At 62.4% G+C, this 25,140-nt stretch carries 22 protein-coding genes; 20 read left to right on the top strand and 2 right to left on the bottom strand.

All coding sequences use genetic code 11. The features are described 5' to 3' along the window. Positions 1-9 precede the first annotated feature (9 nt). The 6 genes from M0D67_RS09035 to M0D67_RS09060 all read left to right on the top strand — a co-directional run bounded on the left by M0D67_RS09035 (position 10) and on the right by M0D67_RS09060 (position 7,200). The gene (locus M0D67_RS09035; RefSeq protein WP_266238605.1) at positions 10-1,323 is read left to right on the top strand and encodes a DUF3108 domain-containing protein; all 1,314 of its coding nucleotides are present in this window, start codon (positions 10-12) and stop codon (positions 1,321-1,323) included. Between the two features lie 158 nt (positions 1,324-1,481). Further along, entirely contained in the window at positions 1,482-2,270 is a 789-nt protein-coding gene (locus M0D67_RS09040; protein WP_171925130.1) for an alpha/beta fold hydrolase, read from the top strand. A gap of 117 nt (positions 2,271-2,387) precedes the next feature. Beyond that, positions 2,388-2,645 (top strand): DUF3567 domain-containing protein, encoded by a 258-nt coding sequence (locus M0D67_RS09045; RefSeq protein WP_007179533.1) that lies wholly within the window; start codon positions 2,388-2,390, stop codon positions 2,643-2,645. A gap of 304 nt (positions 2,646-2,949) precedes the next feature. Further along, positions 2,950-4,020 (top strand): homocysteine S-methyltransferase family protein, encoded by a 1,071-nt coding sequence (locus M0D67_RS09050; RefSeq protein ID WP_154564123.1) that lies wholly within the window; start codon positions 2,950-2,952, stop codon positions 4,018-4,020. 56 nt (positions 4,021-4,076) lie between these two features. Then, positions 4,077-6,833 carry a methionine synthase gene (gene metH, locus M0D67_RS09055; RefSeq protein ID WP_266238630.1) on the top strand — a complete coding sequence of 919 codons (2,757 nt, stop codon included), beginning with the start codon at positions 4,077-4,079 and terminating at the stop codon, positions 6,831-6,833. Between the two features lie 157 nt (positions 6,834-6,990). Beyond that, positions 6,991-7,200, top strand: a complete 210-nt coding sequence (locus tag M0D67_RS09060; RefSeq protein WP_154564119.1) for an acid-shock protein — start codon at positions 6,991-6,993, stop codon at positions 7,198-7,200. A gap of 132 nt (positions 7,201-7,332) precedes the next feature. On the opposite strand, the gene M0D67_RS09065 is transcribed toward M0D67_RS09060, so the two are convergent. After that, positions 7,333-7,659: a DUF1840 domain-containing protein gene (locus M0D67_RS09065; RefSeq protein ID WP_054035663.1), complete on the bottom strand. Its 327-nt coding sequence runs from the start codon at positions 7,657-7,659 to the stop codon at positions 7,333-7,335. 451 nt (positions 7,660-8,110) lie between these two features. Between M0D67_RS09065 and argS the strand changes: the two genes are divergently transcribed. The 6 genes from argS (at position 8,111) to M0D67_RS09095 (ending at position 15,066) form a co-directional block, all read left to right on the top strand. After that, the gene (argS, locus tag M0D67_RS09070) at positions 8,111-9,901 is read left to right on the top strand and encodes an arginine--tRNA ligase (protein WP_171925128.1); all 1,791 of its coding nucleotides are present in this window, start codon (positions 8,111-8,113) and stop codon (positions 9,899-9,901) included. A gap of 61 nt (positions 9,902-9,962) precedes the next feature. Beyond that, positions 9,963-10,781, top strand: a complete 819-nt coding sequence (locus M0D67_RS09075) for an SPOR domain-containing protein (protein ID WP_154564115.1) — start codon at positions 9,963-9,965, stop codon at positions 10,779-10,781. A gap of 184 nt (positions 10,782-10,965) precedes the next feature. After that, on the top strand, positions 10,966-11,604 hold the full coding sequence (locus M0D67_RS09080) for a thiol:disulfide interchange protein DsbA/DsbL (protein ID WP_154564113.1): 639 nt from the start codon (positions 10,966-10,968) through the stop codon (positions 11,602-11,604). 15 nt (positions 11,605-11,619) lie between these two features. Continuing rightward, positions 11,620-12,393: an SDR family oxidoreductase gene (locus tag M0D67_RS09085; protein WP_171925126.1), complete on the top strand. Its 774-nt coding sequence runs from the start codon at positions 11,620-11,622 to the stop codon at positions 12,391-12,393. A gap of 3 nt (positions 12,394-12,396) precedes the next feature. Then, the gene (locus tag M0D67_RS09090) at positions 12,397-13,245 is read left to right on the top strand and encodes a helical backbone metal receptor (RefSeq protein ID WP_171925125.1); all 849 of its coding nucleotides are present in this window, start codon (positions 12,397-12,399) and stop codon (positions 13,243-13,245) included. 234 nt (positions 13,246-13,479) lie between these two features. Continuing rightward, positions 13,480-15,066 (top strand): ABC transporter substrate-binding protein, encoded by a 1,587-nt coding sequence (locus M0D67_RS09095; RefSeq protein ID WP_171925124.1) that lies wholly within the window; start codon positions 13,480-13,482, stop codon positions 15,064-15,066. Between the two features lie 85 nt (positions 15,067-15,151). Here M0D67_RS09095 and M0D67_RS09100 read toward each other — a convergent pair whose 3' ends face one another. Then, positions 15,152-16,222: an MBL fold metallo-hydrolase gene (locus M0D67_RS09100; protein WP_171925123.1), complete on the bottom strand. Its 1,071-nt coding sequence runs from the start codon at positions 16,220-16,222 to the stop codon at positions 15,152-15,154. A gap of 188 nt (positions 16,223-16,410) precedes the next feature. Between M0D67_RS09100 and M0D67_RS09105 the strand changes: the two genes are divergently transcribed. From M0D67_RS09105 to M0D67_RS09140, 8 genes are all read left to right on the top strand, one after another. After that, entirely contained in the window at positions 16,411-16,815 is a 405-nt protein-coding gene (locus M0D67_RS09105; RefSeq protein WP_054035656.1) for a MerR family DNA-binding transcriptional regulator, read from the top strand. Between the two features lie 86 nt (positions 16,816-16,901). Further along, the gene (gene aceK / locus M0D67_RS09110; RefSeq protein ID WP_171925195.1) at positions 16,902-18,731 is read left to right on the top strand and encodes a bifunctional isocitrate dehydrogenase kinase/phosphatase; all 1,830 of its coding nucleotides are present in this window, start codon (positions 16,902-16,904) and stop codon (positions 18,729-18,731) included. Positions 18,732-18,825: 94 nt separating this feature from the next. Next, positions 18,826-19,602, top strand: coding sequence for a carbonate dehydratase (can, locus tag M0D67_RS09115; protein ID WP_154564192.1), 777 nt, complete (start codon positions 18,826-18,828; stop codon positions 19,600-19,602). Between the two features lie 7 nt (positions 19,603-19,609). Beyond that, positions 19,610-20,803 carry an acetyl-CoA C-acetyltransferase gene (locus M0D67_RS09120; protein ID WP_154564103.1) on the top strand — a complete coding sequence of 398 codons (1,194 nt, stop codon included), beginning with the start codon at positions 19,610-19,612 and terminating at the stop codon, positions 20,801-20,803. Positions 20,804-20,842: 39 nt separating this feature from the next. Beyond that, a complete protein-coding gene (locus tag M0D67_RS09125; RefSeq protein WP_171925122.1) occupies positions 20,843-21,520 on the top strand; it encodes an SDR family oxidoreductase in 678 nt (225 codons plus the stop codon). A gap of 48 nt (positions 21,521-21,568) precedes the next feature. After that, positions 21,569-22,699: an acyl-CoA dehydrogenase family protein gene (locus M0D67_RS09130; protein ID WP_171925121.1), complete on the top strand. Its 1,131-nt coding sequence runs from the start codon at positions 21,569-21,571 to the stop codon at positions 22,697-22,699. 7 nt (positions 22,700-22,706) lie between these two features. Continuing rightward, a complete protein-coding gene (locus M0D67_RS09135) occupies positions 22,707-23,156 on the top strand; it encodes a YchJ family protein (protein ID WP_266238613.1) in 450 nt (149 codons plus the stop codon). Positions 23,157-23,744: 588 nt separating this feature from the next. Beyond that, entirely contained in the window at positions 23,745-25,028 is a 1,284-nt protein-coding gene (locus M0D67_RS09140) for a dienelactone hydrolase family protein (RefSeq protein ID WP_266238615.1), read from the top strand. Positions 25,029-25,140: the final 112 nt, after the last annotated feature.

Genomic DNA, 25,140 nt, shown 5'->3' on the forward strand with positions numbered 1-25,140 from the left:
GATTCGCCCATGTCCTCACCTTCTGCCACACGCCGCTCTGATCGCACGCCGCCCGTCGGGCCGCGCGCCGGTTTGCGGGTGGGGCGATGGCTTGCGGTTCTGCTGGCAGTGGCCGTCCTGCACTGGATTGCGGCGCAATGGGTCGAGCGCAACCGCGCGACGCTGAATCCATCAGACAACGAACATGTCCCCGTGCAGGTCGCACTGCTGACACCCGAGCGTATCGAACGCAAACCCGCTGCCGACGCGCAGCAGGCGGCAACGCCGGCTCCGGCGCACAAGGCCGTCGCGAGCAAGCCGCGTGAACACGTGTTGACGGCGACGCAACCGGCAAAACAGGCACCCGCGGCCACGGCCGCATCGGATGCAGCGGCGAGCGCATCGGCTGCAGCGAGTCACTCCGATGCCAACGCCAATGCGGGCGCAACCGCCGCCGGCACGGCCAGCGCCCCCGCCGCTGCGAGCGCGCCTCAAGCTGCCGCGGGCGTGAAGTTCTCCGTTCCGCCGTCCGGCGAACTGCAGTACGACACGTTCTACAACGGCGTGCGCAACCAGCCCGGCACCATCCACTGGACCAGCAACGCACAGAGCTACGAAATGGTCGTCTCCGTGCCGTTGCCGTTCGTCGGCACGTTCGTGTATTCGAGCCATGGCCGCATCGACGCATTCGGACTTGCACCGGATCAGTACATCGAAAAGCGCGGCCGTCGTCCGGAAGACGTGGCGATCTTCAATCGCACCGACAAAAAGATCGCCTTCACGCGTACGCCGGCCACGCTGCCGCTGCCCGACGGCGCGCAAGACCGTTTCAGCATGGTGATGCAACTCGCCAGCCTCGTGCGCGGCGACCCGGCCGCCTATAAGCCGGGCGTGACGCGGCAATTCTTCGTGATCGATAACAACAGCGGCGAGAACTGGCCAGTCGAGACGATCGGCGACGAAACCATCCGCACCGCACAGGGCTACCTCGAGACGCGCCACTTCAAACGCTTGCCTCGCCATGACGGCGATCTGCGCCGCATCGACGTTTGGCTCGCGCCGTCGCTTGGCTGGCTGCCCGCGCGAATCATGCAGACCGAGCCAAATGGCACGCAATTCGAACTGGTGTGGCGCGGCAAGCTCAATGCAGACGGCGTCGGCAGTCCGGTCAACAGTGTTGAAGGCACGAGTGGCACTGTCGGCACTAGCGGCACCGATAGCACCGGCAATACTTCGCCTGACAATTCGGCAAACCAATCACCCGCCAACCCACCCGCAATGGCGCCCGAAACCAGCCCCTCGGTCGATTCGACCGGGCCCGGCAACGCGCCCGAAAAACCCTGAACCCGAGCAGGGTCTCGAACAGATCGTTGAAACTTCTGCGACGCGACTCACTCGCACGATGAACTGCAACCGTTCGCGCGGCCGCCACGTAGGTATAGTGAAGGCGGGAGAAGCGCGCAAACGGCTCTTTCCACTGCGTCCCCCTTCGAGGAGCCCGCATGCAAGTGAAAATCAACGGTATCGAGACGCGCTATGTCCTGAGCAATGAGGGCGGCGGCCCGTGGCTGACGTTCATTCATCAGCTCGGCGGCGATCTGTCTGTCTGGGACCAACTCGCCGGCTATTTCCGCGACGAGTACACCGTGCTGCGCTACGACCTGCGCGGCCACGGCAAGACCGCGGTATCGAGCGAACCGTTCAGCATCGCCGATCTGTCCCGCGATCTCGCCGCGCTGCTCGATGCGCTCGGCGCACCCACCACGCATCTCGTCGGCATGTCGATGGGCGGCATGATCGCGCAGCAATTCGCGCTGAACCACCCGTCGCGCGTCGACACGCTGACCGTCGCCGACACCACGAGCGGTACGCCGCCCGAAGGCCGCGCGCTATGGGATCAACGCGCGACGGCGGCCCGCACGGACGGCATGGCGTCCCTAGTGCCCGCGACATTGAGCCGCTGGCTGACGCCCGATTTCCAGGCAGCGCATCCCGAAGCAGTCGAGCAGATTCGCGACGTGCTGAGCCATACGTTGCCAGAAGGCTACGCCATGGCGTGCGAAGCCCTGCGCGATTTCGATCTACGCGGTAAGCTGGGAACAATTCGTTGCCCGACGTTGGCCGTGGGAGGCCGCCACGACACGGGCACGCCACCTGCTGCTACGCAGGCAATAGCAGACGCCATCCAAGGCGCCCAGTTCGAACTACTCGAGGCCGCTCATCTCGCGCCCATCGAGCAATCTCACCGTTTTGCTGCACTGCTTGAAACGTTTCTTGGAAAGCCGGTCTAACCGGTAGGTTCGGAACTTTACAAGCGTCAATCCGGACCCACCCCTTGAATTCCACACCACAAGCTCCACCTATGGCGCAGGAATGGCCAGGAGCCAACGGAAATAAGGAGTGTCGCCATGCAAATGATCTATAACAGCCCCAACTATTGTGTCGTCGAGTTTCCGCCGCAGGAAGGCCCGCTGGCCATGAAATCAGGCGGCTACGAGATCGTCGACAAGAACATGCAGCGCGAAATCTACATTGACGGTGCAATGGCAGCGCGTTTCCGCGAGCATGTGCAAAAGCTGATCGAAGAGGAACCGTCGCTGGATGAGGTAGACGAATTCCTCGGGCAATTCGACAGCCTGATGCATCAACCCGTGATTCTTCACTAACTGAAGGGTTTAACGTAACGGTTTGGCGACATATATCGACCGCGCCGACCGGCTTAGCCGGCGGCCTTTATAAGGCGGTCAGCAGAAGTAACACGGCCCAGCAGGCTTTCACCTGACTGGGCCGTTTTGTTTCCACTGCAGTTTCCACTGTCATTTCCGCTGTTTGTTTCCGCTGCGGCCACAGCCCCGGCCACCGTTGGGGCGGCACGCGCATCCGCCTGTCGGGCGCGCGTCCGGCGGGACCGCCCCACAGCGGCTACAATGACAGGTTTCCCGAAAAAGCCGGCGCAAGCCCTCGTCCGCCATGAACCAGCCTGCTCAATCCGCCACGCCAGTCCGTCCCGACGCCGCCTACACACGCGGCACGGCGCTGCCCGCGCTGCTCAAGTCACGTATCCTGATTCTTGATGGCGCAATGGGCACGATGATCCAGCGCTACAAGCTCGACGAAGCCCGCTATCGTGGCGAGCGCTTCAAGGACTACGGTCGCGACATCAAGGGCAACAACGAGTTGCTGTCGATCACGCAGCCGCAGATCATCGGCGAGATTCACGAGCAGTACCTCGCGGCGGGCGCGGATATCATCGAAACCAACACGTTCGGTGCGACCACGGTTGCGCAAGCCGACTACGGAATGGAAGACCTCGCCATCGAGATGAATCTCGAATCGGCGAAGCTGGCGCGCGCCGCCTGCGACAAATACTCGACGCCCGACAAGCCGCGCTTCGTCGCCGGCGCGATCGGACCGACGCCGAAAACAGCAAGCATTTCCCCTGACGTGAACGATCCGGGCGCACGCAACGTGACGTTCGACGAACTGCGCGCGGCGTACTATCAGCAGGCGAAGGCATTGCTCGACGGTGGCTGCGACCTGTTCCTCGTCGAAACGATCTTCGACACGCTCAATGCCAAGGCTGCACTGTTCGCGCTGGACGAGCTGTTCGAAGACACCGGCGAGCGCCTGCCGATCATGATTTCGGGCACCGTCACTGATGCATCGGGCCGGATTCTCTCGGGACAAACCGTCGAGGCCTTCTGGAACTCGCTGCGTCACGCCAAGCCGCTCACCTTTGGTTTGAACTGCGCGCTGGGCGCGGCGCTGATGCGCCCGTACATCGCCGAACTGGCCAAGCTGTGCGACACCTATGTGTCGTGCTATCCGAACGCCGGTTTGCCGAATCCGATGAGCGACACGGGCTTTGACGAATTGCCGGCGGATACGTCGGGATTGCTGAAGGAGTTCGCGCAGGCCGGCCTCGTGAATATCGCCGGCGGCTGCTGCGGCACGACGCCGGAGCATATTGCGGCGATTGCCAAAGCGCTGGCTGAAGTGAAGCCGCGCCAATGGCCGACGCAATACCGCGACGCAGCCTGAGTGCGGCGGCTCGCTCCTGACCCGCCGCACTTCCGCTATCGAACCCGACGCACGTAATCGTACGTAACCGCACGCAACCGAACCGCACCTACGCCATGACCGATCACACCATGCGCCTTTCCGGCCTCGAGCCGTTCAACGTCACGTCCGGGACGCTCTTCATCAACGTCGGCGAACGCACCAACGTGACCGGCTCGAAGGCGTTCGCGCGAATGATCCTGAACGACCAGTTCGACGACGCGATCGCGGTCGCGCGGCAGCAGGTCGAAAACGGCGCGCAGATCATCGACGTCAACATGGACGAGGCGATGCTCGATTCGAAAGCGGCGATGGTCCGCTTCATGAATCTGATCGCGTCGGAACCGGACATCGCGCGCGTGCCGATCATGATCGACTCGTCGAAGTGGGACGTGATCGAAGCGGGCCTGAAGTGTGTGCAAGGCAAGGCGATCGTCAACTCGATCTCGCTGAAGGAAGGCGAGGAAGCGTTCCGCCATCACGCGAATCTGATCCGCCGTTACGGCGCGGCCGCGGTCGTGATGGCCTTCGACGAGCAAGGCCAGGCCGATACCTTCGAACGCAAGACGCAGATCTGCAAGCGCTCATACGATTTTCTCGTGAACGAAGTCGGCTTCCCGCCGGAAGACATCATCTTCGATCCGAACATCTTCGCGATTGCAACCGGCATCGAAGAGCACAACAACTACGCCGTCGACTTCATCAACGCGACGCGCTGGATCAAGGAAAACCTGCCGTACGCGAAGATCAGCGGCGGCGTGTCGAACGTGTCGTTCTCGTTCCGCGGCAACGATCCGGTGCGCGAGGCGATTCACACCGTGTTCCTCTATCACGCGATTCAGGCGGGGATGGACATGGGCATCGTCAACGCGGGTCAGCTCGGCGTGTATGCCGACCTCGATCCGGAGTTGCGCGAGCGTGTTGAAGACGTCGTGCTGAACCGCCGTGAAGACGGCACCGATCGTCTGCTGGAAATCGCCGACAAGTTCAAGACCGGCGCCGCGAAAAAGGAAGAGAACCTCGAGTGGCGCAACCAGCCCGTCGAGAAGCGTCTGTCGCATGCGCTGGTGCACGGCATCACCAACTTCATCGTCGAAGATACCGAGGAAGTCCGCGCGAAGATCGCCGCAGCCGGCGGCCGGCCGATCAACGTGATCGAAGGCCCGCTGATGGACGGCATGAACATCGTCGGCGACCTGTTCGGTCAGGGCAAGATGTTCCTGCCGCAGGTCGTGAAGTCGGCACGCGTGATGAAGCAGGCGGTCGCGCATCTGATCCCGTATATCGAAGAAGAAAAGAAGCTGATGGCCGAAGCCGGCGCCGACGTGCGCGCGAAGGGCAAGATCGTCATCGCTACCGTAAAGGGCGACGTGCACGACATCGGCAAGAACATCGTCTCGGTGGTGCTTCAGTGCAATAACTTCGAAGTGGTCAACATGGGCGTGATGGTGTCGTGCAACGACATTCTCGCCAAAGCGAAAGTCGAAGGCGCGGACATCATCGGCTTGTCCGGTCTGATTACGCCTAGCCTCGAAGAGATGGCCTACGTCGCTTCGGAAATGCAGCGCGACGACTACTTCCGCGTGAAGAAGATCCCGCTCCTGATCGGCGGCGCAACCACCTCGCGCGTGCACACCGCAGTCAAGATCGCACCGCATTACGAAGGCCCGGTGGTTTATGTGCCGGACGCGTCGCGCTCGGTCTCCGTGGCGTCGAGCCTGCTGTCCGATGAAGGCGCAGCGAAGTACGTCGACGACCTCAAAGCCGACTACGACCGCATCCGCGATCAGCACGCCAACAAGAAAGCCCTGCCCATGGTCACGCTCGCCGAAGCCCGCGCGAACAAGACCAAGGTCGATTGGGCCGGCTACCAGCCGGTCAAGCCGAAGTTCATCGGCCGCCGCGTGTTCAAGAACTACGATCTGAACGAGCTGGCGAACTACATCGACTGGGGTCCGTTCTTCCAGACCTGGGACCTGGCCGGCCCGTACCCGGCGATCCTGAATGACGAGATCGTCGGTGAATCGGCCCGCCGCGTGTTCTCGGACGGCAAGTCGATGCTCGCGCGCCTGATCCAGGGCCGCTGGCTGCAGGCCAACGGCGTGATCGCGCTGCTGCCGGCCAACACGGTGAACGACGACGACATCGAGATCTATACGGACGAATCGCGCTCCGAAGTGGCGCTCACGTGGCGCAACCTGCGCCAGCAAAGCGTGCGGCCGGTGGTGGACGGCGTGATGCGGCCGAACCGGTCGCTCGCCGACTTCATCGCGCCGAAGGATTCGGGCGTGGCCGACTACATCGGCATGTTTGCGGTCACGGCGGGTCTGGGCGTCGACGTGAAGGAAAAGCAGTTCGAAAAGGATCTCGACGACTACAGCGCGATCATGCTGAAGGCGCTCGCCGACCGCTTCGCTGAAGCCTTCGCTGAAGGACTGCATGCCCGCGTGCGGCGCGATCTGTGGGGCTACGCGAACGCCGAAACCCTCTCCAACGAAGACCTGATCGCTGAAAAGTACCACGGTATCCGCCCGGCGCCGGGCTATCCGGCCTGCCCGGACCACCTCGTGAAACGCGACATGTTCGACGTGCTGCAAGCCACTGAAATCGGCATGAGCGTGACCGAGTCTCTGGCCATGCTGCCGGCGGCCAGCGTTTCCGGCTTCTACCTGGCGCACCCGGACAGCACCTATTTCTCGGTCGGCAAGATCGGCCAGGACCAGTTGGAAGACTACGCAAAACGCATGTCGTTGTCGAAAACAGACGCTGAGCGAGCCTTGGCGCCTTTGCTGTAAGCCATGCGGGGCGGGAAACCTACTATATCGGGCGCGCTAGGCTGAATATTTGCGGCAGTGCAATTTTCGGCTTTGTAGACTGAAACGGCATCACCCCGCCAGACGCGGCCAAAACGCGTCGGCTTATCAAATTGCAATCGTCAACGGAGAAAATCGTATGAAGAAGCTGACGCTGTTATTGACTGCTGTTTCGCTCGCCGCAAGCGCCTCGGTGGCGCTGGCCCAGCCCGCCGCTCCGGCCGGCTCCAGCGCGGTCAGTTCGTATTCGCCGCCCACTGAGAAGCACGTCAAGAAGCCCAAGAAGCAGAAAGCCAAGAAGGGTGCGTCGGCACCGATGGCCGCTCCGGCGGACGCCGCCAGCCAGTAAGCAGGTTCGGCAGACGGGCCGTCAAGACCCGTGAAAGACAAAGAGCCCGCGAATGCGGGCTCTTTTCATTGACACGTCACGACCAGCACCGCGAGACGCGGCGAACGCCTCCACCGGCGGACCGCCGCGGGATCAGAGACCCCAGACGATATCCGCGTTTTCCTTCTGCGCGGCGCGCAGCATGTCGAGAAACGGATACGCGCGCTGGGCGAGTCCCGGCGGGATCTCATGATGCTCGTGGCCGTCTTCGCCTTCGTGAAAATGGCCGTCGTGCTCGGCACGTTCCTGTTTGTCGACGCTGATCGCCGATTCAAGTTTCGTGATCGCGACGCTCAGTTCGTCGTGGGTGATGACACCACGCTCACCCAGGCGCTTGCCGACGATGCCGACCAGGTATTGAGCGAGATTTTCCAGCATCATCACGTCCGGCGCGGCGCGACATTTGAAAGTAATCAGCATGACTGTTCCCTTTTTCGTTATGTTGGATTGACGCGCGAACGGCTTGTAAGCCGGCCGTCGGCGCGCGTTACGTTGACACGCCGATCAGGCACGGCGGCCACGGCCCTTGGTGGGCATCTCATTGAACATATTAGCACCTGCTAAAATCCGTCTGGACGGAAAAGCGCGCCGCAATGCGCCGCGCGCGGCATAGTGAAGGTGGCGTGGCTGGGCCGGTTGGCCGCAACCCCGCCTGCTGCCGCACCGGGCCGCTGCAGCAAGCGTCCTGGTCTCGCGCCGCGCACCGCGCTAGACGCGTTGCACGCCACGTGCCTGATGACGCCCCGACGTGCCCGGCGCGTCCCGGCCGGTGCATTGCCGCTTTCCACGCTTCTGACGAATCGGCTGCGCCTCGCGCGCGGCCGCCGCTTCTTCCGCATCACCGGATTGCCTCACTGGACTCGCAACAAGCATGCTGCCTGCACATAAACATACCCTCGAAACACTGCTCGCCGACACGGTGAAGCAGGTTGCTGACGCAACCCAAGGCGCGAGCGAAGCCGCCTTCGTGTCGCCCACGATCACGCTGGAGCGTCCCAAGGTCGCCGCGCACGGCGACGTCGCCTGCAATGTGGCGATGCAACTCGCCAAACCGCTGCGCGCCAACCCGCGCCAGTTGGCGCAACAGATCGTCGACGCGCTGCTCGCGCAACCGCAAGCCAAGGGTCTCGTGGAAGCCGCCGAAGTAGCCGGCCCCGGCTTCATCAACCTGCGCCTCGCGGCCGCCGCCAAGCAGGCGGTCATCGCCGCCGTGTTCGCCGAAAAGGACGCCTTTGGCCGTTCGCAGCGCGAAGCCGGCAAGCATGTGCTGATCGAATTCGTCTCGGCCAACCCGACCGGCCCGCTGCACGTCGGCCACGGCCGCCAGGCCGCGCTCGGCGACGCGCTCTCGAACGTGCTGGCCTCGCAAGGCTGGGACGTGCACCGCGAGTTCTATTACAACGACGCCGGCGTGCAGATCCAGACGCTCGCCCTGTCGACCCAGGCCCGCGCCCGCGGCCTCGCCCCAGGCGACCAAGGCTGGCCGGCCTCGGCGTACAACGGCGAGTACATCGCCGACATCGCCAAAGACTATCTGAACGGCGTCACGGTTGCCGCGAGCGACGGCGAACCCGTCACGGGCGCGGCCGACGTCGACGACCTCGAAGCGATCCGCCGCTTCGCGGTCGCCTACCTGCGCCGCGAGCAGGACATGGACTTGCAGGCCTTCGGCGTCAAGTTCGACGAGTACTACCTCGAGTCGTCGCTGTACAAGGAAGGCCGGGTCGAGAAGACCGTCGCGGCGCTGATCGCCGCCGGCAAAACCTACGAACAGGAAGGCGCGCTGTGGCTGCGCACCACCGACGACGGTGACGACAAAGACCGCGTGATGCGCAAGACCGACGGCACCTACACGTACTTCGTGCCGGACGTCGCCTACCACGTCGCCAAGTGGGAACGCGGCTTCACCAAGGTCATCAACATTCAGGGCTCGGACCACCACGGCACGATCGCGCGCGTGCGCGCCGGCCTGCAAGGTCTCGGCATCGGCATTCCGAAGGGCTATCCCGACTACATCCTGCACAAGATGGTCACGGTGATGCGCAACGGCGAAGAGGTGAAAATCTCGAAACGCGCCGGCAGCTATGTGACCGTGCGCGACCTGATCGAATGGTCGGGCGGCGCGACGCCGGGCTCGGAAGCCGCCGTCGACCTGATCGACGAAGAGACGATTCGCCGCGGCCGCGACGCCGTGCGCTTCTTCCTGATTTCGCGCAAGGCGGATACGGAATTCGTGTTCGACATCGACCTGGCGTTGAAACAAAACGACGAAAATCCGGTGCACTACGTGCAGTATGCGCATGCGCGGATCTGCTCGGTCATCGCGGAATGCAAGGCGCGCTACAGCACGGACGAAAGCACGCTGGCCACGGTGGACGTGTCGCCGCTCACCAGCGAACGCGCCATGGCCCTGCTGAACAAGCTCGCCGAGTTCCCGGACATGCTGGAGCACGCCGCCGGCGAACTCGCGCCGCACGCGGTTGCGTTCTATCTGCGCGACCTCGCCGGGGAATTCCACTCGTTCTACAATGACAGAGCCGAACGCGTGCTGGTCGACGACGCTGCCGAGCGCAACGCACGCGTCGCGCTGCTTGCGGCCACGCGTCAGGTGCTGGCCAACGGTCTCGCGACGATCGGCGTCTCCGCTCCCGTCAAGATGTAAGTCCTCCGGCGCAACATGCATGCGGCCGTCGTTATAATCGACGGCCGTTCCAGGATTCTTTTTGCAGGTGATTCATACGATGGCAAAACCACGCCGCACAACAAAGCAATCGCAATCGAAACAAACCGGGGGGACTTTTCTCGGCATCGTGCTGGGCCTGATCGTCGGTCTCGCGATCGCGGTAGTGGTGGCGCTGTATATCACCCGTGCGCCTACGCCGTTCGTCTCGAAGGTCGCGCCGCCCGCGGCGCCCGACACCGGCGCGAGCCAGGCGCAGCAATACGACCCGAACCGTCCGCTGCAAGGCAAGACGCCGGGTCAGCCGGTGCCGCAAGCCGCGCAGCCGGCGCCGCCAAACACCGCGCCGGGCCAGACCAACGCGCAAACGCAGTCGGGCATGCTGGAAGAACCGCAGATCGTCGAAGTACCGCCGTCGAACGGTAATGCGAACGGCACGGCAGTCGCACCAAAGCCCGCGCAGGATAACGGCAACGGCACGGCCAGCGGACCGGTGAAAAAGCCGCAAGGCGCAAGCGCACCGGCCGCCACCGCGGCAGGCTCCGCGCCGAAGGGTACGTCGCCCACCACGGCTGCCAACGCCAAGCCGGGTTCGGGCGCGGCGCCGACAGCGGGTGACGCGAACACGGGCTATTTCCTGCAAGTGGGCGCCTACAAGACCTCGGCCGATGCCGAGCAGCAGCGTGCGCGTCTCGCCTTCCAGGGCTTCGAATCGAAGGTCACGCAGCGCGATGCGGGCGGCGTGACGTACTACCGTGTGCGTATCGGCCCGTTTTCGAAGTTCGAGGACATGAATTCGAGCCGTCAGCGTCTGTCCGACGCGGGCGTGGATACAGCCGTGATCCGCTTTACGAAGCAATAAGCAAACAATAAACAAACGGTGATTTGCCGGAACGCGCCGCCGCCGAACTATTGGCGTGCGGTGCGGGTCACAAGCACAACCGGCAAACACAACGGACGACTAGAGCGTCCAACGCCGATATTGAAAACGGTGACGGGCATTTGCGTGGCGCCACCGCTTTACCGCCTACTTGGGTCAACACAACATGAAAAAACTGCTGAGCATTCTGTTCCTCTCGCTGGGCCTGGTTGCCGCCACGGCGCATGCATCGCCGACCGCACCGGTTTCCGGCAAGGACTACACCGTGCTGTCCACGCCGCAACCTACGGACGTGCCGGCCGGCAAGATCGAAGTCACCGAATTCTTCTGGTACGGCTGCCCGCACTGCAACGAATTCAACCCGTTCCTCGAAGCGTGGGTGAAGAAGCAAGGTCCGGACGTGGTGTTCAAGCGCGTGCCGGTCGCCTTCCGCGACGACTTCATTCCGCACTCGAAGATGTACCACGCGCTCGACGCACTCGGCCTCGCCACGCAACTCACGCCGAAGGTCTTCAATGAAATCCACGTCAACAAGAACTACCTGCTGACGCCGGAAGACCAAGCCAAGTTCCTCGCGAAGAACGGCGTCGATCCGAAGAAGTACATGGACGCGTACAACTCGTTCTCGACGCAAAGCGCGCTGCAAAAAGACAAGAAGTTGATGGAAGACTACAAGATCGACGGCGTGCCGACGCTGGCCGTGCAGGGCAAGTATGAAACCGGCCCGGCTGCGACCAACAGCCTGCCGGGTACGACCCAGGTACTCGACTACCTGGTGCAGCAGATCCGCGCCAAGAAGATGTAAAGCCGAGACGCCGGAATGAGCTCCCCCCTGAAGGTCTTCATTACCGGCGCCTCGAGTGGCATCGGCCTCGCGCTTGCCGCCGAATATGCGCGGCGCGGCGCGATTCTCGGCCTGGTTGCCCGCCGCGGCGACGCGCTCGCCGCCTTCCAGCAGTCCCATCCGCAGAATTCCATCTCCACCTATTCCGTCGACGTCCGCGACGCCGAGGCGCTCGCCGAAGCGGCTGCGCAGTTCATCGCGCAGCACGGATTGCCGGACGTCGTGATTGCCAATGCCGGCATCAGCCGCGGAGCGGTCACCGGGCACGGCGATCTGCGCACGTTCCGCGAAGTGATGGATATCAACTATTTCGGCATGGTCGCCACCTTCGAGCCGTTCGCCGCCGCGATGGTCGCGGCGAAGAAAGGCACGCTGGTCGGGATCGCCAGCGTCGCCAGTGTGCGGGGCTTGCCGGGGTCAGGCGCGTACAGCGCGTCGAAGTCGGCTGCGCTCAAGTATCTGGAAGCGTTGCGCGTCGAAATGCGCCCGCTCGGCGTCGGCGTGGTCACGATCGCCCCCGGGTATATCCGCACGCCGATGACCGAGCACAATCCGTACACCATGCCGTTCCTGATGGACGCCGACCGCTTCGCGGTGAAGGTCGCCGGGGCGGTCGAGCGTCAAACCGCGTTTGCCGTGTTCCCATGGCAGATGCGCATCGTGGCGATGCTGCTGCACGTGCTGCCGCGCTGGCTCTACGACCGCGCCTTCGAACGCGCGCCGCGCAAACCGCGCGCCGCCACCGAGTAAGTCATGCAGCCTCGTGCGGTCGATGCAGCCGGCGTCGCGTACGAAATGGGGGATGCCCATGCGTCGGGCGTCGGTACTCGGGGCGCCAATACTCGCATCGTCTCGCTGGTGCCGAGCATCACCGAATTGCTGTTCGCTCTGGGGCTCGACAGGCAGATTGTCGGACGCACCGGTTTTTGCGTGCATCCCCGCGACAAGGTGCGGCAGGTGCACAAGGTCGGCGGCACCAAGGCCGTGAATGTCGACGCGATTCGTGCTTTGCGGCCCACCCATCTGATCGTCAATATCGACGAAAACGAGCGCGATACCGTCGAGCAATTGCGCGCGTTCGTGCCGCATATCGTCGTGACCCATCCGCAGACGCCGCAGGACAATCTCTCGCTGTACGCGTTGCTGGGCGCGATCTTCGACCGCGAACAAGAAGCGCAGCGCTTGAGCGAGGCGCTCGAAATACGCCTGCACGAGGCCGCGGCGCAGGTGTTTCCCAAGCAAAACGTGTTGTATCTGATCTGGCGCGAACCATGGATGACGGTGGCGCGCGATACCTATATCGCCGCGATGCTGAGGCTCGTGAACTGGCAGACGCTGCCCGACGTGGAAGGCGGCACGGCCGGCGCAGCGCGTTATCCCGTGCTCGACTTCGGCCACGCGCCGTGGCTTGCCGGCGTCGATCGCATACTCCTCTCCAACGAGCCCTATCGCTTCACACAAGCGCATTGTGACGCGCTGAAGCGTGACCCGCGTCTGGCCGGCAAGCGCATTGAGTTGATAGATGGGGAGTTGGTATCGTGGTACGGCGTGCGCGCCATTGAAGGCATCGGTTACCTGTTGCAGCGGGCGGCTGCGTCATGAGCGGCAACACCCTCAACCCATATGGATATGCGGATTAAATTGTTGTCGCCGCAACCACCCTTCGATAAGCTTTCGCGAAGGCGAGGACGTGCATGTAGCGCAGCAGCCAAAGCATGCGCCAGCGCCGGAAACGTATCACAATAAAGACGACGGCCAGACCGGTCGCCACCCGTCAACGGAACATAACCACACAACCAGACGCACTGCCTGACTGCGCTTGTTATGGGAGATCCTATGCGCTTCAAACTGCTCGCAGCCGCCGTACTGTTCACGGCGCCCGCGCTCGTGCTCGCCAAACCGCTGACCGTCTGTACCGAGTCGAGCCCCGACGGCTTCGATGTCGTGCAGTTCAATTCGCTGGTGACGACCAATGCGTCGGCCGACGTGATCTTCAATTCGCTGGTCTCGTACGACGAGGCCGCGAAGAAGGTGGTACCCGCGCTGGCTGACAAATGGGACGTGAGCGCCGACGGCCTCACCTACACGTTCCATCTGCGCCCGAACGTGCAGTTCCAGACCACCGACTACTTCAAGCCAACCCGCGCGCTGAATGCCGACGACGTCGTCTTCACGTTCGACCGGATGCTCAACGACAGCAATCCGTGGCACAAAGTGGCGGGCGCGAGCGGTTTCCCGCACGCGCAATCGATGGGCTTGCCGAAGCTCATCAAGTCGATCAGCAAGGTCGACGACAACACCGTCAAGTTCGAACTGAACGCACCGGACGCGACCTTCGTTTCGATCCTGACGATGGGTTTCGCTTCGATCTATTCGGCTGAATACGCCGACCAGTTGCTCAAGGCCGGCAAACAGGTCGACCTGAATTCGAAGCCGATCGGCACCGGTCCGTTCGAATTGAAGAGCTACACGAAAGACGCGGTGATCCGCTACGACGTGAACCCGACGTACTGGGGCGCGAAACCGAAGATCGACCGTCTGATCTACGCGATCACGCCGGACGCCACAGTGCGCGCGCAAAAGGTGAAGGCCGGCGAATGCCAGATCGCGCTGTCGCCGAAGCCGCAGGATCTCGCCGAAGCGAAGGAGGATAAGTCGCTCGCCATCGTGCAGACGCCGGCGTTCATGACCGCGTTCGTCGCACTGAACACGCAGAAGAAGCCGCTCGACAACCAGAAGGTGCGCGCGGCCCTGAACATGGCGTTCGACCGCACCACCTATCTGAAGGCGATCTTCGACAACACCGCGACGCCGGCCGTCAATCCGTATCCGCCGAACACGTGGAGCTATGACAAGGGCGTGAAGGCATGGCCGTACGATCCGGCAAAGGCGAAGAAACTGCTCGCGGACGCGGGCTATCCGAACGGCTTCGAAACGACGATCTGGGTGCGTCCGAACGGCAGCGTGCTGAACCCGAATCCGAAGGCCGGCGCCGAACTGCTGCAAGCCGACTTCGCCAAGATCGGCGTGAAGGCGGATGTGAAGGTGATCGAATGGGGCGAGCTGATCAAGCAGGCCAAACAAGGCCAGCATGACACGCTGTTCATGGGCTGGGCTGGCGATAACGGCGATCCGGACAACTATCTGTCACCGCTCTTCAGTTGCAATGCGGTGAAGTCGGGGATCAATTTCGCGCGCTTCTGCGATCAGGATCTGGACAAACTGATCGCCGACGGCAAGACCACGCCCGATCAGGCCAAACGCGCGAAAGCGTATGAACAGGCGCAGCAGATCATCCACGATCAGGCACTGTGGATTCCGCTGGGTTATCCGACCGCAGCGGCCATCACGCGTACGAACGTGAGCGGCTATCACGTGAGTCCGTTCGGACGGCAGAACTTTGGGACGGTAGCGGTGCAGTAAGCTTCCGCCACGCCGCTTTAAAAAAAACCCGGTTTGCTTTTCGCAACCGGGCTTTTTTTATCGACTTATCAACCTGTCGACGCGATCACGCCGAAAACCGGATCACCCCATCCGCATCCTGCGTGCGCTTCAACTCGCCGGCCAGCCACAGCAGATGCAAGTGCGCCAACGCCTCGCCCATCGCGAACGTCATCTGATGGATGTCGAGTTGGCGCTTGAACATCAACGGCACGATATCCGCAGCGCTCTGTGGTTTCTCCGCACAGGCCTCGCGCACTTCAGCCAGACGCGCGTCATGATGCTCGCGCAGTTGCTTGATACGCGTACGCACACCGCGAAACGGCTTGCCATGCGACGGCAGCACGAGCGTGTCTTCAGGCATCGTCTCGTAGCGGCCGAGCGATTCCAGATACAGCGCGAGCGGCGTGCTTTCGGGCTCCATGTCGAACACCGAGACGTTGGTCGAAATACGTGGCAGCACCATGTCGCCGGAGATCAGCGTGCCCGTCTCTTCGCAATGCAACGCGCAGTGTTCCGGCGAATGGCCGAAGCCCGTTACCACGCGCCACGTTTTGCCACCGATCTTCACGCCATCGGCTTCGCGCAGGCGGCGGTACTGCCCAGGAATCGCTGGCACGAGGCTCGAGTAGTAGCTCGTGCGATTGCGCAGTTTCTCGAGCGACGTCTCGTCGTTCAAGCCGTGACGTGCGAAGTGGCGCGCTGCGCCCTCGCCGCCCGCATTCGAACCGTCACCCGCCGCCATTACACGGGCTTGCATGTATTCGCCGAGCGTCATCCACAAACGCACATTCCAGCGCTTCTTGTCGCCGCCGCTGCAGATCCAGTGCGCGAGGCCGATGTGATCCGGGTGGCAATGCGTGACGATCACGCGCAGCACCGGCAGGCCGTCGAGCACCGAGTCGAACACTTTCTCCCAGTTCTCCTTGATCGTGTCCGACGTAATGCCGCAGTCGACTACCGTCCACCCTTCTTGACCGTCGATCTCATCGCGTAGCAGCCACAGATTGATGTGGTCGAGTGCAAACGGCAGCGGCATGCGCAGCCAGAACACGCCGGGCGCGACTTCCATCGTCTGGCCCGCTTCGGGCAAGGTGTCGTTGAACGGGTAGTCGAGTTGATGTTCGAGTGCATTCATTGTGGTTGTCTTCCTCCGTCGGCCATCCGGCATGGCGAGGTATGCGATGCCGGACGGCGTGGTTGCGGCCCGGCCAGGACATGCCGGTGCCGTATTGCACCGTAGTTGCGTTTCGATCAAGTTGACGATAACGTAAACGTCGATTCTATCGTTCAATCCGATTTTCTGCCCGGCTACGGGATGCCCCGATGAACACGCAATACACGATCACCGAGCTCGCGCGGGAATTCGACGTCACGCCGCGGGCGATCCGCTTCTACGAAGACCAGGGTTTACTCTCGCCCAGCCGTGAGGGATCGAGCGGCTTGCGGCGCGTCTATTCGGGCCGCGACCGCACCCGCCTGAAGCTCACGCTGCGCGGCAAACGGCTCGGCTTCACGCTGTCGGAGATCCGCGATCTGCTCGACGTCTACGAGTCGCCGACCGACACCGTGCCGCAATTGCAGGCCTTCCTTGCCACGGTGGCGCGCCATCGCGACGTGCTCGAACGTCAACTGGAAGATCTGAACGCGACGCTCGAAGACCTCGCGCAGTACGAAACCCAGGCGCGCGCGCTGCTGGAAGGCGGTTCACGCGAGACCAGGTCCGCCTGAGCGGAGAACGGCGCGACGCGCCGCGGGTGCACCCGGACGATACAATCACGGGTGTCTTCATGACATGGGACAAATGCACGGCCGACATGAATCACTTTCCCAAACTGCTGTCGTCACAGATCGGCTTTGACGTCGCCCAGACGATGCTCGAAGGATTCGATCGGCACTACCGCATCTTCCGTGACGCCGCGATCCATGCCAAAACGCTCTTCGAAGCTGCCGACTGGCATGGCCTGCAAACGCTGGCGCGCGAGCGCATCACCTCGTATGACGATCGCGTCGAGGAGTGCGTCGAACTGCTCGAAGACGAATACGACGCCGAAAATATCGACGACGAAGTGTGGCAGCAGATCAAGCTCCACTACATCGGCCTCCTGACCACGCACCGTCAGCCCGAGTGCGCGGAGACGTTCTTCAATTCGGTGTGCTGCAAGATCCTGCACCGTTCGTATTTCAACAACGACTTTATTTTCGTACGCCCGGCGATCTCGACCGAATACATCGAGAATGACGAACCGGCGGCGAAGCCGACCTATCGTGCGTATTACCCCGGCAAGGACGGTCTTGCCGCGACGCTCGAGCGCATCGTCACGAACTTCCAGTTGGAGCCGCCGTTTGAGGATCTGACGCGCGACGTCGAATGCGTGATGCAGGCGATCCACGATGCGTTCGGCGTGTTCGACGAAGCGCCCAACTTCCAGATTCACGTGCTTTCGTCACTGTTTTATCGGAACAAGTCGGCGTATATCGTTGGACGGATCATCAACGGCGATTTGTTGCTGCCATTCGCGGTGCCACTGCGCCACGTAAAACCCGGCGTGCTTGCACTCGATACGGTGCTGCTCAAACGCGACCAGTTGCTGATCATCTTCAGCTTCTCGCATTCGTACTTCCTCGTGGACATGGAAGTGCCGTCCGCTTACGTCGAATTTCTCGGCACGATCATGCAGGGCAAACCGAAGGCGGAAATCTATACGTCGGTGGGTTTGCAGAAGCAGGGCAAGAATCTGTTCTATCGCGATCTGCTGCACCATCTGAAGCATTCCAGCGATCCGTTCATCATCGCGCCCGGCATCAAGGGGCTCGTGATGCTGGTGTTCACGCTGCCTTCGTTTCCGTACGTATTCAAGCTGATCAAAGATCACTTTCCGCCGCCGAAGGAAACCACGCGCGAGCAGATCCAGCGGAAGTATCAGCTCGTCAAGCGTCATGACCGTTTGGGCCGGATGGCCGACACGCTCGAATATTCGAGCGTCGCGCTGCCCATTTCGCGGCTCGACGAAGCACTGCTGCGCGAACTAGAAAAGGAAGTGCCGTCCTTGATCGAATACGACGGCGACAACCTGGTGATTCGTCACATGTATATCGAACGCCGAATGGTGCCGCTCAATCTGTTCCTGCAAAACGGCAGCGACGAGGACGTCGAGCACGGCATCAAGGAATACGGCAACGCGATCAAGGAATTGATGCAGGCGAACATCTTCCCTGGCGACATGCTGTACAAGAACTTCGGCGTGACGCGTCACGGCCGCGTCGTGTTCTACGACTACGATGAAATCGAATACCTGACGGAATGCAACGTGCGCGCGGTGCCGGCGCCACGTTACGAGGAAGACGAAATGTCGGGCGAGCCGTGGTACTCGGTCGGCCCGCACGACATTTTCCCGGAGACATACGGCACGTTTCTGCTCGGCGATCCACGCGTGCGCCGGTCCTTCATGCAGCATCACGCGGACTTCTTCGATCCAGCGCTGTGGCAACGGCACAAGGATCATCTATTGAAAGGCGAACTGCCCGACTTTTTCCCGTACGACAGCAGCGTGCGCTTCTGCATCCGCTATCCGGAACGATTCGCCGATACGGCGTCCGGACTACCGGAGAACCAGGCAGATGAACGCACCGTGCGCGTGGCGTAAGCACTATGCGCTGCCCGCATCGTTGAATGCATCGTCCGAACCTTATGCAACGACATCGACCGGTCAATCGGTCGAGCAACCGCCCAGACTCAACATGAACACGAACGCTTCTCCCGCTGCCAATCCGCTTGCCCACCTGTTCGACAACAACGACGCGTGGGTGGCCCGCAAGCTGTCCGAAGACCCGGAGTACTTCTCGCGCCTCGCGCACCAGCAGACACCCGAATATCTGTGGATCGGCTGTTCCGATTCGCGCGTGCCGGCCAACCAGATCATCGGCCTGCCTCCGGGCGAAGTGTTCGTGCACAGAAATATCGCCAACGTGGTGGTGCACACGGATCTGAACTGCCTGTCGGTGATCCAGTTCGCCGTCGATCTGCTGAAGGTCAAGCACATCATGGTGGTGGGTCACTATGGCTGCTCGGGCGTCGGCGCGGCGCTGCACGGCCGGCGCGTGGGTCTCGCGGATAACTGGCTGCATCACGTGCAGGACGTGCGCACCAAGCATGCTGCGCTGATCGAAGAATGGCCGCTTGGTGAGGCGCGCCATCGGCGGCTGGTCGAACTGAATGCGATCGAACAGGTCATGAACGTATGCCGGACCACCATCATCAACGACGCGTGGGCACGCGGCCAGGAACTGACCGTACACGGCTGGGTATATGGCGTGCATGACGGCAAGGTGCGCGACCTCGGCATGACAATCAACGACCCCGCGGCGCTCGATGCAACCTACAAGCGCTGCATCGCGGCCGTATCGGCCGGCGGTGCGTACCAGGAGGACAACGATGCGGCGGCCGCCGAAGCGGCCCAGCTCGGCGACGTGCCGGCCATCGTCGAAGGTGTGATCAAACAGCTTAAACACGAGTGAGACAAACATGAGCGAGACAAAGTCTGATCCGATCGTAATCGTAGGTGTGGCCCGTACGCCGATGGCGGCATTTCAGGGCGATTTCGCAACGCTAACCGCGCCGCAGTTGGGCTCGGTTGCAATCGAAGCCGCCGTGCAACGCGCCGGGTTGAAGCCTGAGCAGATCGACGAAGTGGTAATGGGTTGCGTGCTGCCCGCAGGCCTCGGCCAGGCGCCCGCGCGTCAGGCCGCGCTCGGCGCCGGTTTGCCTTTGAGCACCGGCAGCACGACCGTCAACAAGATGTGCGGCTCCGGCATGCGCGCGGCGATGTTCGCGCACGACATGCTGGCCGCGGGCTCGGTCGACGTGATCGTCGCGGGCGGCATGGAAAGCATGACGAACGCGCCGTATCTGTTGCCCAAGGCACGTAACGGCATGCGCATGGGCCACGGCCAGGTGATCGACCACATGTTCTACGACGGCCTCGAAGACGCCTACGAAAAGGGCCGTCTGATGGGCACCTTCGCCGAGGAATGCGCGGCCTCGTTCGACTTCACGCGTGAAGCGCAGGATGCGTTCGCCGTCGAGTCCCTGAATCGTGCGAAGCGCGCGAATGAAGACGGCTCGTTCACATGGGAAATCGCGCCGGTGAAGGTGGAAAGCCGCAAGGGCGACGTGACCATCGATCACGACGAGCAGCCGTTCAAGGCGAACCTCGACAAGATTCCGACGCTCAAGCCCGCGTTCAGCAAAACCGGCACGGTGACGGCGGCGAACTCGTCGTCGATTTCCGACGGCGCCGCGGCGCTCGTGATGATGCGTGAATCGACCGCGAAGCGTCTCGGCGTCGAACCGCTTGCTCGTGTGGTCGGCCACTCCACCTTCGCTCAGGAACCGGCGAAGTTCACCACAGCACCGGTCGGTGCGATTCGCAAGCTGTTCGAGAAGAACGGCTGGCGCGCCGACGAAGTGGATCTCTACGAGGTCAACGAGGCGTTCGCGGTGGTCACGATGGCTGCGATGAAGGAACATCACCTGCCGCACGACAAGGTCAACGTGAACGGCGGCGCCTGCGCGCTCGGCCATCCGATCGGCGCTTCGGGCGCGCGGATTCTCGTCACGCTGATCGGGGCGTTGAAAAATCGCGGTCTGAAGCGCGGTGTCGCGACGCTGTGTATCGGGGGCGGCGAAGCGACCGCGATGGGCATTGAACTGGTTTGACGCGCTGTTACCAGGCGTTTGCAAGCTTGAGGTGATTCGATGAAGACAGTGTTGATCGTCGGTGCGTCGCGTGGCATCGGCCAGGAGTTCGTGCGGCAGTACATGAAGAGCGGCTGGCGCGTGCTCGCCACCGCGCGCGACGGCGCCGCGCTCGACGCGCTGAAGGCGCTCGGCGCGGAGACCTTTTCACTCGACGTCACCGCACCCGAAGAAATCGCCGCGCTCGGCTGGAAGCTCGACGGCGAACGGCTCGACGCGGCGGTGCTGGTGTCCGGCGTGTACGGGCCACGCACCGAGGACATCGAGACGATTACGTCGGAAGACTTCGACCAGGTCATGCATACCAACGTGCGCGGTCCGATGCAGTTGATGCCGATCCTGCTGCCGCTCGTCGAAGAAGCGGGCGGCGTGTTCGCGGTGATCTCGAGCAAGATGGGTAGCATCGGCGACGCAAGCGGCACGACCGGCTGGCTGTATCGGGCGAGTAAGGCTGCGCTGAACGACGCGCTGAAGATCGCTTCACTGGACGCCACGCGCGCAACCTGTATTTCGCTGCATCCTGGCTGGGTGCGCACCGATATGGGTGGCGCGCAAGCGGCGATCGATCCGGCGCGCAGCGTCACGGGCATGCGTGAAGTGCTTGCGCAGGCCGCGGCAGCACATGAAGCATTCAACGGTCGCTTCTACCAATACGACGGCACGGCGCTCGAATGGTGAAGATATTGGCGAAGAGACAGGTGGGGAGACTAATGAGGAGACCGAGCCATGGTGCTTGATCAGGATCATCTGATGGTCCGCGACGCGGTGCGCACGTTTGTCCGCGAAGCCGTTACGCCGCACGCGGCGCAATGGGACCGCGAGCGCACCTTTCCGAAGGACGTGCATCGCCAGCTCGCCGAACTCGGCGCGTATGGCGTGCTGGTCCCCGAAGCATACGGCGGCGCCGGCATGGACGCGTTGGCGCTCGCGCTGATCCTCGAAGAAATCGCAGCGGGCGACGGCGGCACCTCGACCGCGATCTCGGTCAACAACTGTCCGGTGTGCAGCATTCTGCTGACCTATGGCAACGACGCGCAGAAACGCGACTGGCTCACGCCGCTCGCGCGCGGCGAGATGCTCGGCGCGTTTTGCCTGACCGAACCGCAAGCGGGTTCGGACGCCTCCGCGCTGCGCACCACCGCGACACGTGATGGCGACAGCTACGTGTTGAACGGCGTCAAACAGTTCATCACGAGCGGCAAGAACGGCAACGTCGCGATCGTGATGGCCGTGACCGACAAGGCGGCGGGCAAGCGCGGCATCAGCGCGTTCATCGTGCCCACCGATACGAAGGGGTACGTCGTCGCGCGAGTCGAAGAAAAGCTCGGTCAGCATTCGTCGGACACCGCGCAGATTATTTTCGAAGATTGCCGCGTGCCGGCCGCCAACCTGATCGGCGCGGAAGGCGAAGGATATCGGATTGCGCTATCGGGGCTCGAAGGCGGGCGCATCGGTATCGCGGCGCAAAGCGTCGGCATGGCGCGCGCCGCGTTCGAGGCGGCGTTGGGGTATGCGAAGGAGCGCGAGAGCTTCGGCCAGCCGCTGTTTTCGCACCAGGCCGTGCAATTCCGCCTCGCCGATATGGCGACCCAGCTCGAAGCCGCGCGCCAGTTGATCTGGCACGCGGCTTCGCTGAAAGACGCCGGGCAGCCTTGCCTGACCGAAGCCGCGATGGCCAAGCTGTTTGCATCCGAAGCCGCCGAGCGCATCTGCTCGGCAGCATTGCAGATTCATGGCGGCTACGGCTATCTGAGCGACTTCCCCGTCGAACGCATCTACCGCGATGTGCGCGTGTGCCAGATCTACGAAGGCACCAGCGACATCCAGAAAATTTTGATCGCCCGTGGTCTTGCCTGAAAGTCTGATGAATAAGCCATTGTTGTCAATGCAACGACCGTCCGACTGCCCCTGCGGCGGCGCCGCGCCCGATCAGCGCAGCGGCGCCAAACCACCGCGCTTCGCGCAATGCTGTGGCCGCTATATCGATGGCGGTGAAACAGCGCCGCGCGCGCTCGAACTGATGCGCTCGCGTTACAGCGCGTATGTTGTGGGCGCAACGGATTATTTGCGCGCGACCTGGGAGCCGCACACCTGCCCCGCGGATCTCGACGCCAACCCTGCCGCCCCCGACGCACCGCGTTGGCTCGGACTGCAGATCAAGTCCTTCGCTGAAACCAGCGCCGATCATGCGACCGTCGAATTCGTCGCACGATACAAGGTAGGTGGCCGCGCCCACCGGTTGCACGAACTGAGCCGCTTCGTACGCGGTGAGGACGGACGCTGGCGCTATGTCGACGGTGACGTAAACGAATAAGCCGTACCTTCGAAAGCCTTACACCGCTTAGCGGCGCGCAATAACACCGTCATCACATATGGCCCTCAAACGAGGGCCTTTTTTTCGTGTTGGCTCGACACCACAGCGCGCGTATTTCGACAAATTACTTCGTGCAGCCAAGCACCGCGAGACAGGCGCTTTGCAGCCTCTGGGGGGGACGAACGCATCCTGATCCGCACCCGGCAATTATTCCGTCGCGGGTTCTCCTTTATTGCACAAAACAAAATTGTCGTGCCAGGATGAGGCCGTAGGTTTGTGACGCCACGTTGCGAGAACAGGTCCATACCGCTTCCGCAAGATGCGCAGGTAGCTGTCGATAGCCCACCGGTAAGGGTTCGGCAGCGGTTCCGGGCAGCATGTGTGGCGCTCATCATCGGCGCGTGGGGTCGCGTCGGCCGTTTGGGTTCATCCCGTGCGATCTCGATCAGCGTGCGTGCGCTTGGCGCACTACGTACGCGAGTGTGTTTTTGTTTGTCGAAAACGCCGATGAAAGGTAATTGTCAGCGACAGCATTCGACAGACAAAACGTCACGGTGTTAAGGGCAGGTTTTTGAGGCAGGTGCGTCAATGGTGTTCAGCAAGGTTCTGACGAAGTGTGCGGTGACGTTTGCAACGGCGATGTGCGCCGTCGCACTCGCGCATGCCGAGCCGCTCGCCGACACCCAGGCGGGACCTCTCACCCGCGCGCACGTGCCGCGAATCGCACTCGACGACGACGTCTATCTGCCCACCGCAGGCCTCAACGAACAGATCATCCGCGTGCCGGTTAACGCTGCCGGCACCGTCACACTCGAAACCACGATCTACAAACCGGACGGCGCAGGCCCGTTTCCGATGATCGTTTTCAACCACGGCAAGATTCCCGGCGACCCGCGCACGCAGGAACGCAGCGACCCGCGGCCGTTCGCGCGCGAATTCGTGCGCCGCGGCTACGTGGTGGTGGCGCCGAACCGCCAGGGCTTCGGCCATTCGGACGGCACGTATCAGCAGGACGGTTGCGACGTCGAACGCAATGGCGTCGGCCAGGCCGGCGACGTGGCCGCGACGATCCAATTCATGTCGAAGCAGCCGTACGTGGATGCCACGCACATCGTAGTGGCCGGCACCTCGCACGGCGGTCTCGCGACGATGGCATACGGCACCGAAGCTGCGACTGGCGTGCGGGCCTTGATCAATTTTTCGGGCGGGTTGCGGCAGGACGCGTGCGCCGACTGGCAGGGTAACCTGACGCGCGCATTTGGCACGTATGGCGAGAAAACGAAGGTGCCGTCGCTGTGGTTGTACGGCGATAACGATTCGGTGTGGACCGCACCGCTGGTGGCCGGCATGTATACCGCGTTTGCCGCGCACGGCGCGAGCGCGAAGATGGTGGATTTCGGCAACTACAAGAATGACGCGCATCGGCTCGTGGGCGACCGCGATGGCGTGCAGATCTGGTGGCCTGCTGTCGAGGCGTTTCTTGCCCGCGTTGGGATGCCTACGGGTGTGCAGTATCGGGTCGAGGATCCTTCGGCGCCGAAGGCGAGCGGTTTTGCTGCTGTTGATGCAGTCGACTCTGTTCCGTTTGTTGATGAAGCCGGACGTAATGGTTATCGCAACTTCTTGCATCAGTATCCTAGCCGGGCGTTTGCTGTGTCGGATTCGGGGGCCTGGTCATGGGCGGAAGGTGGTGATAATCCGATGTCGGTTGCTATTGCGAATTGCCAGAAGCAGAGTTCGGCGCCTTGCCGGTTGTATGCCGTTGACAACTCCGTTGTATGGGGGAAGGGGTCTTCGCAGACGGCTGATTCTGGTTCTTCATCGGCAGCTGGAGCTGCTAATGATCGGCGCGCTATTGCTAGCCGGAATTGACGGTTTAGGGTTGCCTTCGCGGCGCTTGTTTGGTTGGCTGCGCGGCGCTTCTTGTCTGTGTTCTTAGGGCTTTGGCCTTTCCTTGATTTGTTAGTGGTCTATTAGTGTTGCC

Source organism: Paraburkholderia sp. SECH4 (genome assembly GCF_030511745.1).
GTDB lineage: Bacteria > Pseudomonadota > Gammaproteobacteria > Burkholderiales > Burkholderiaceae > Paraburkholderia > Paraburkholderia madseniana.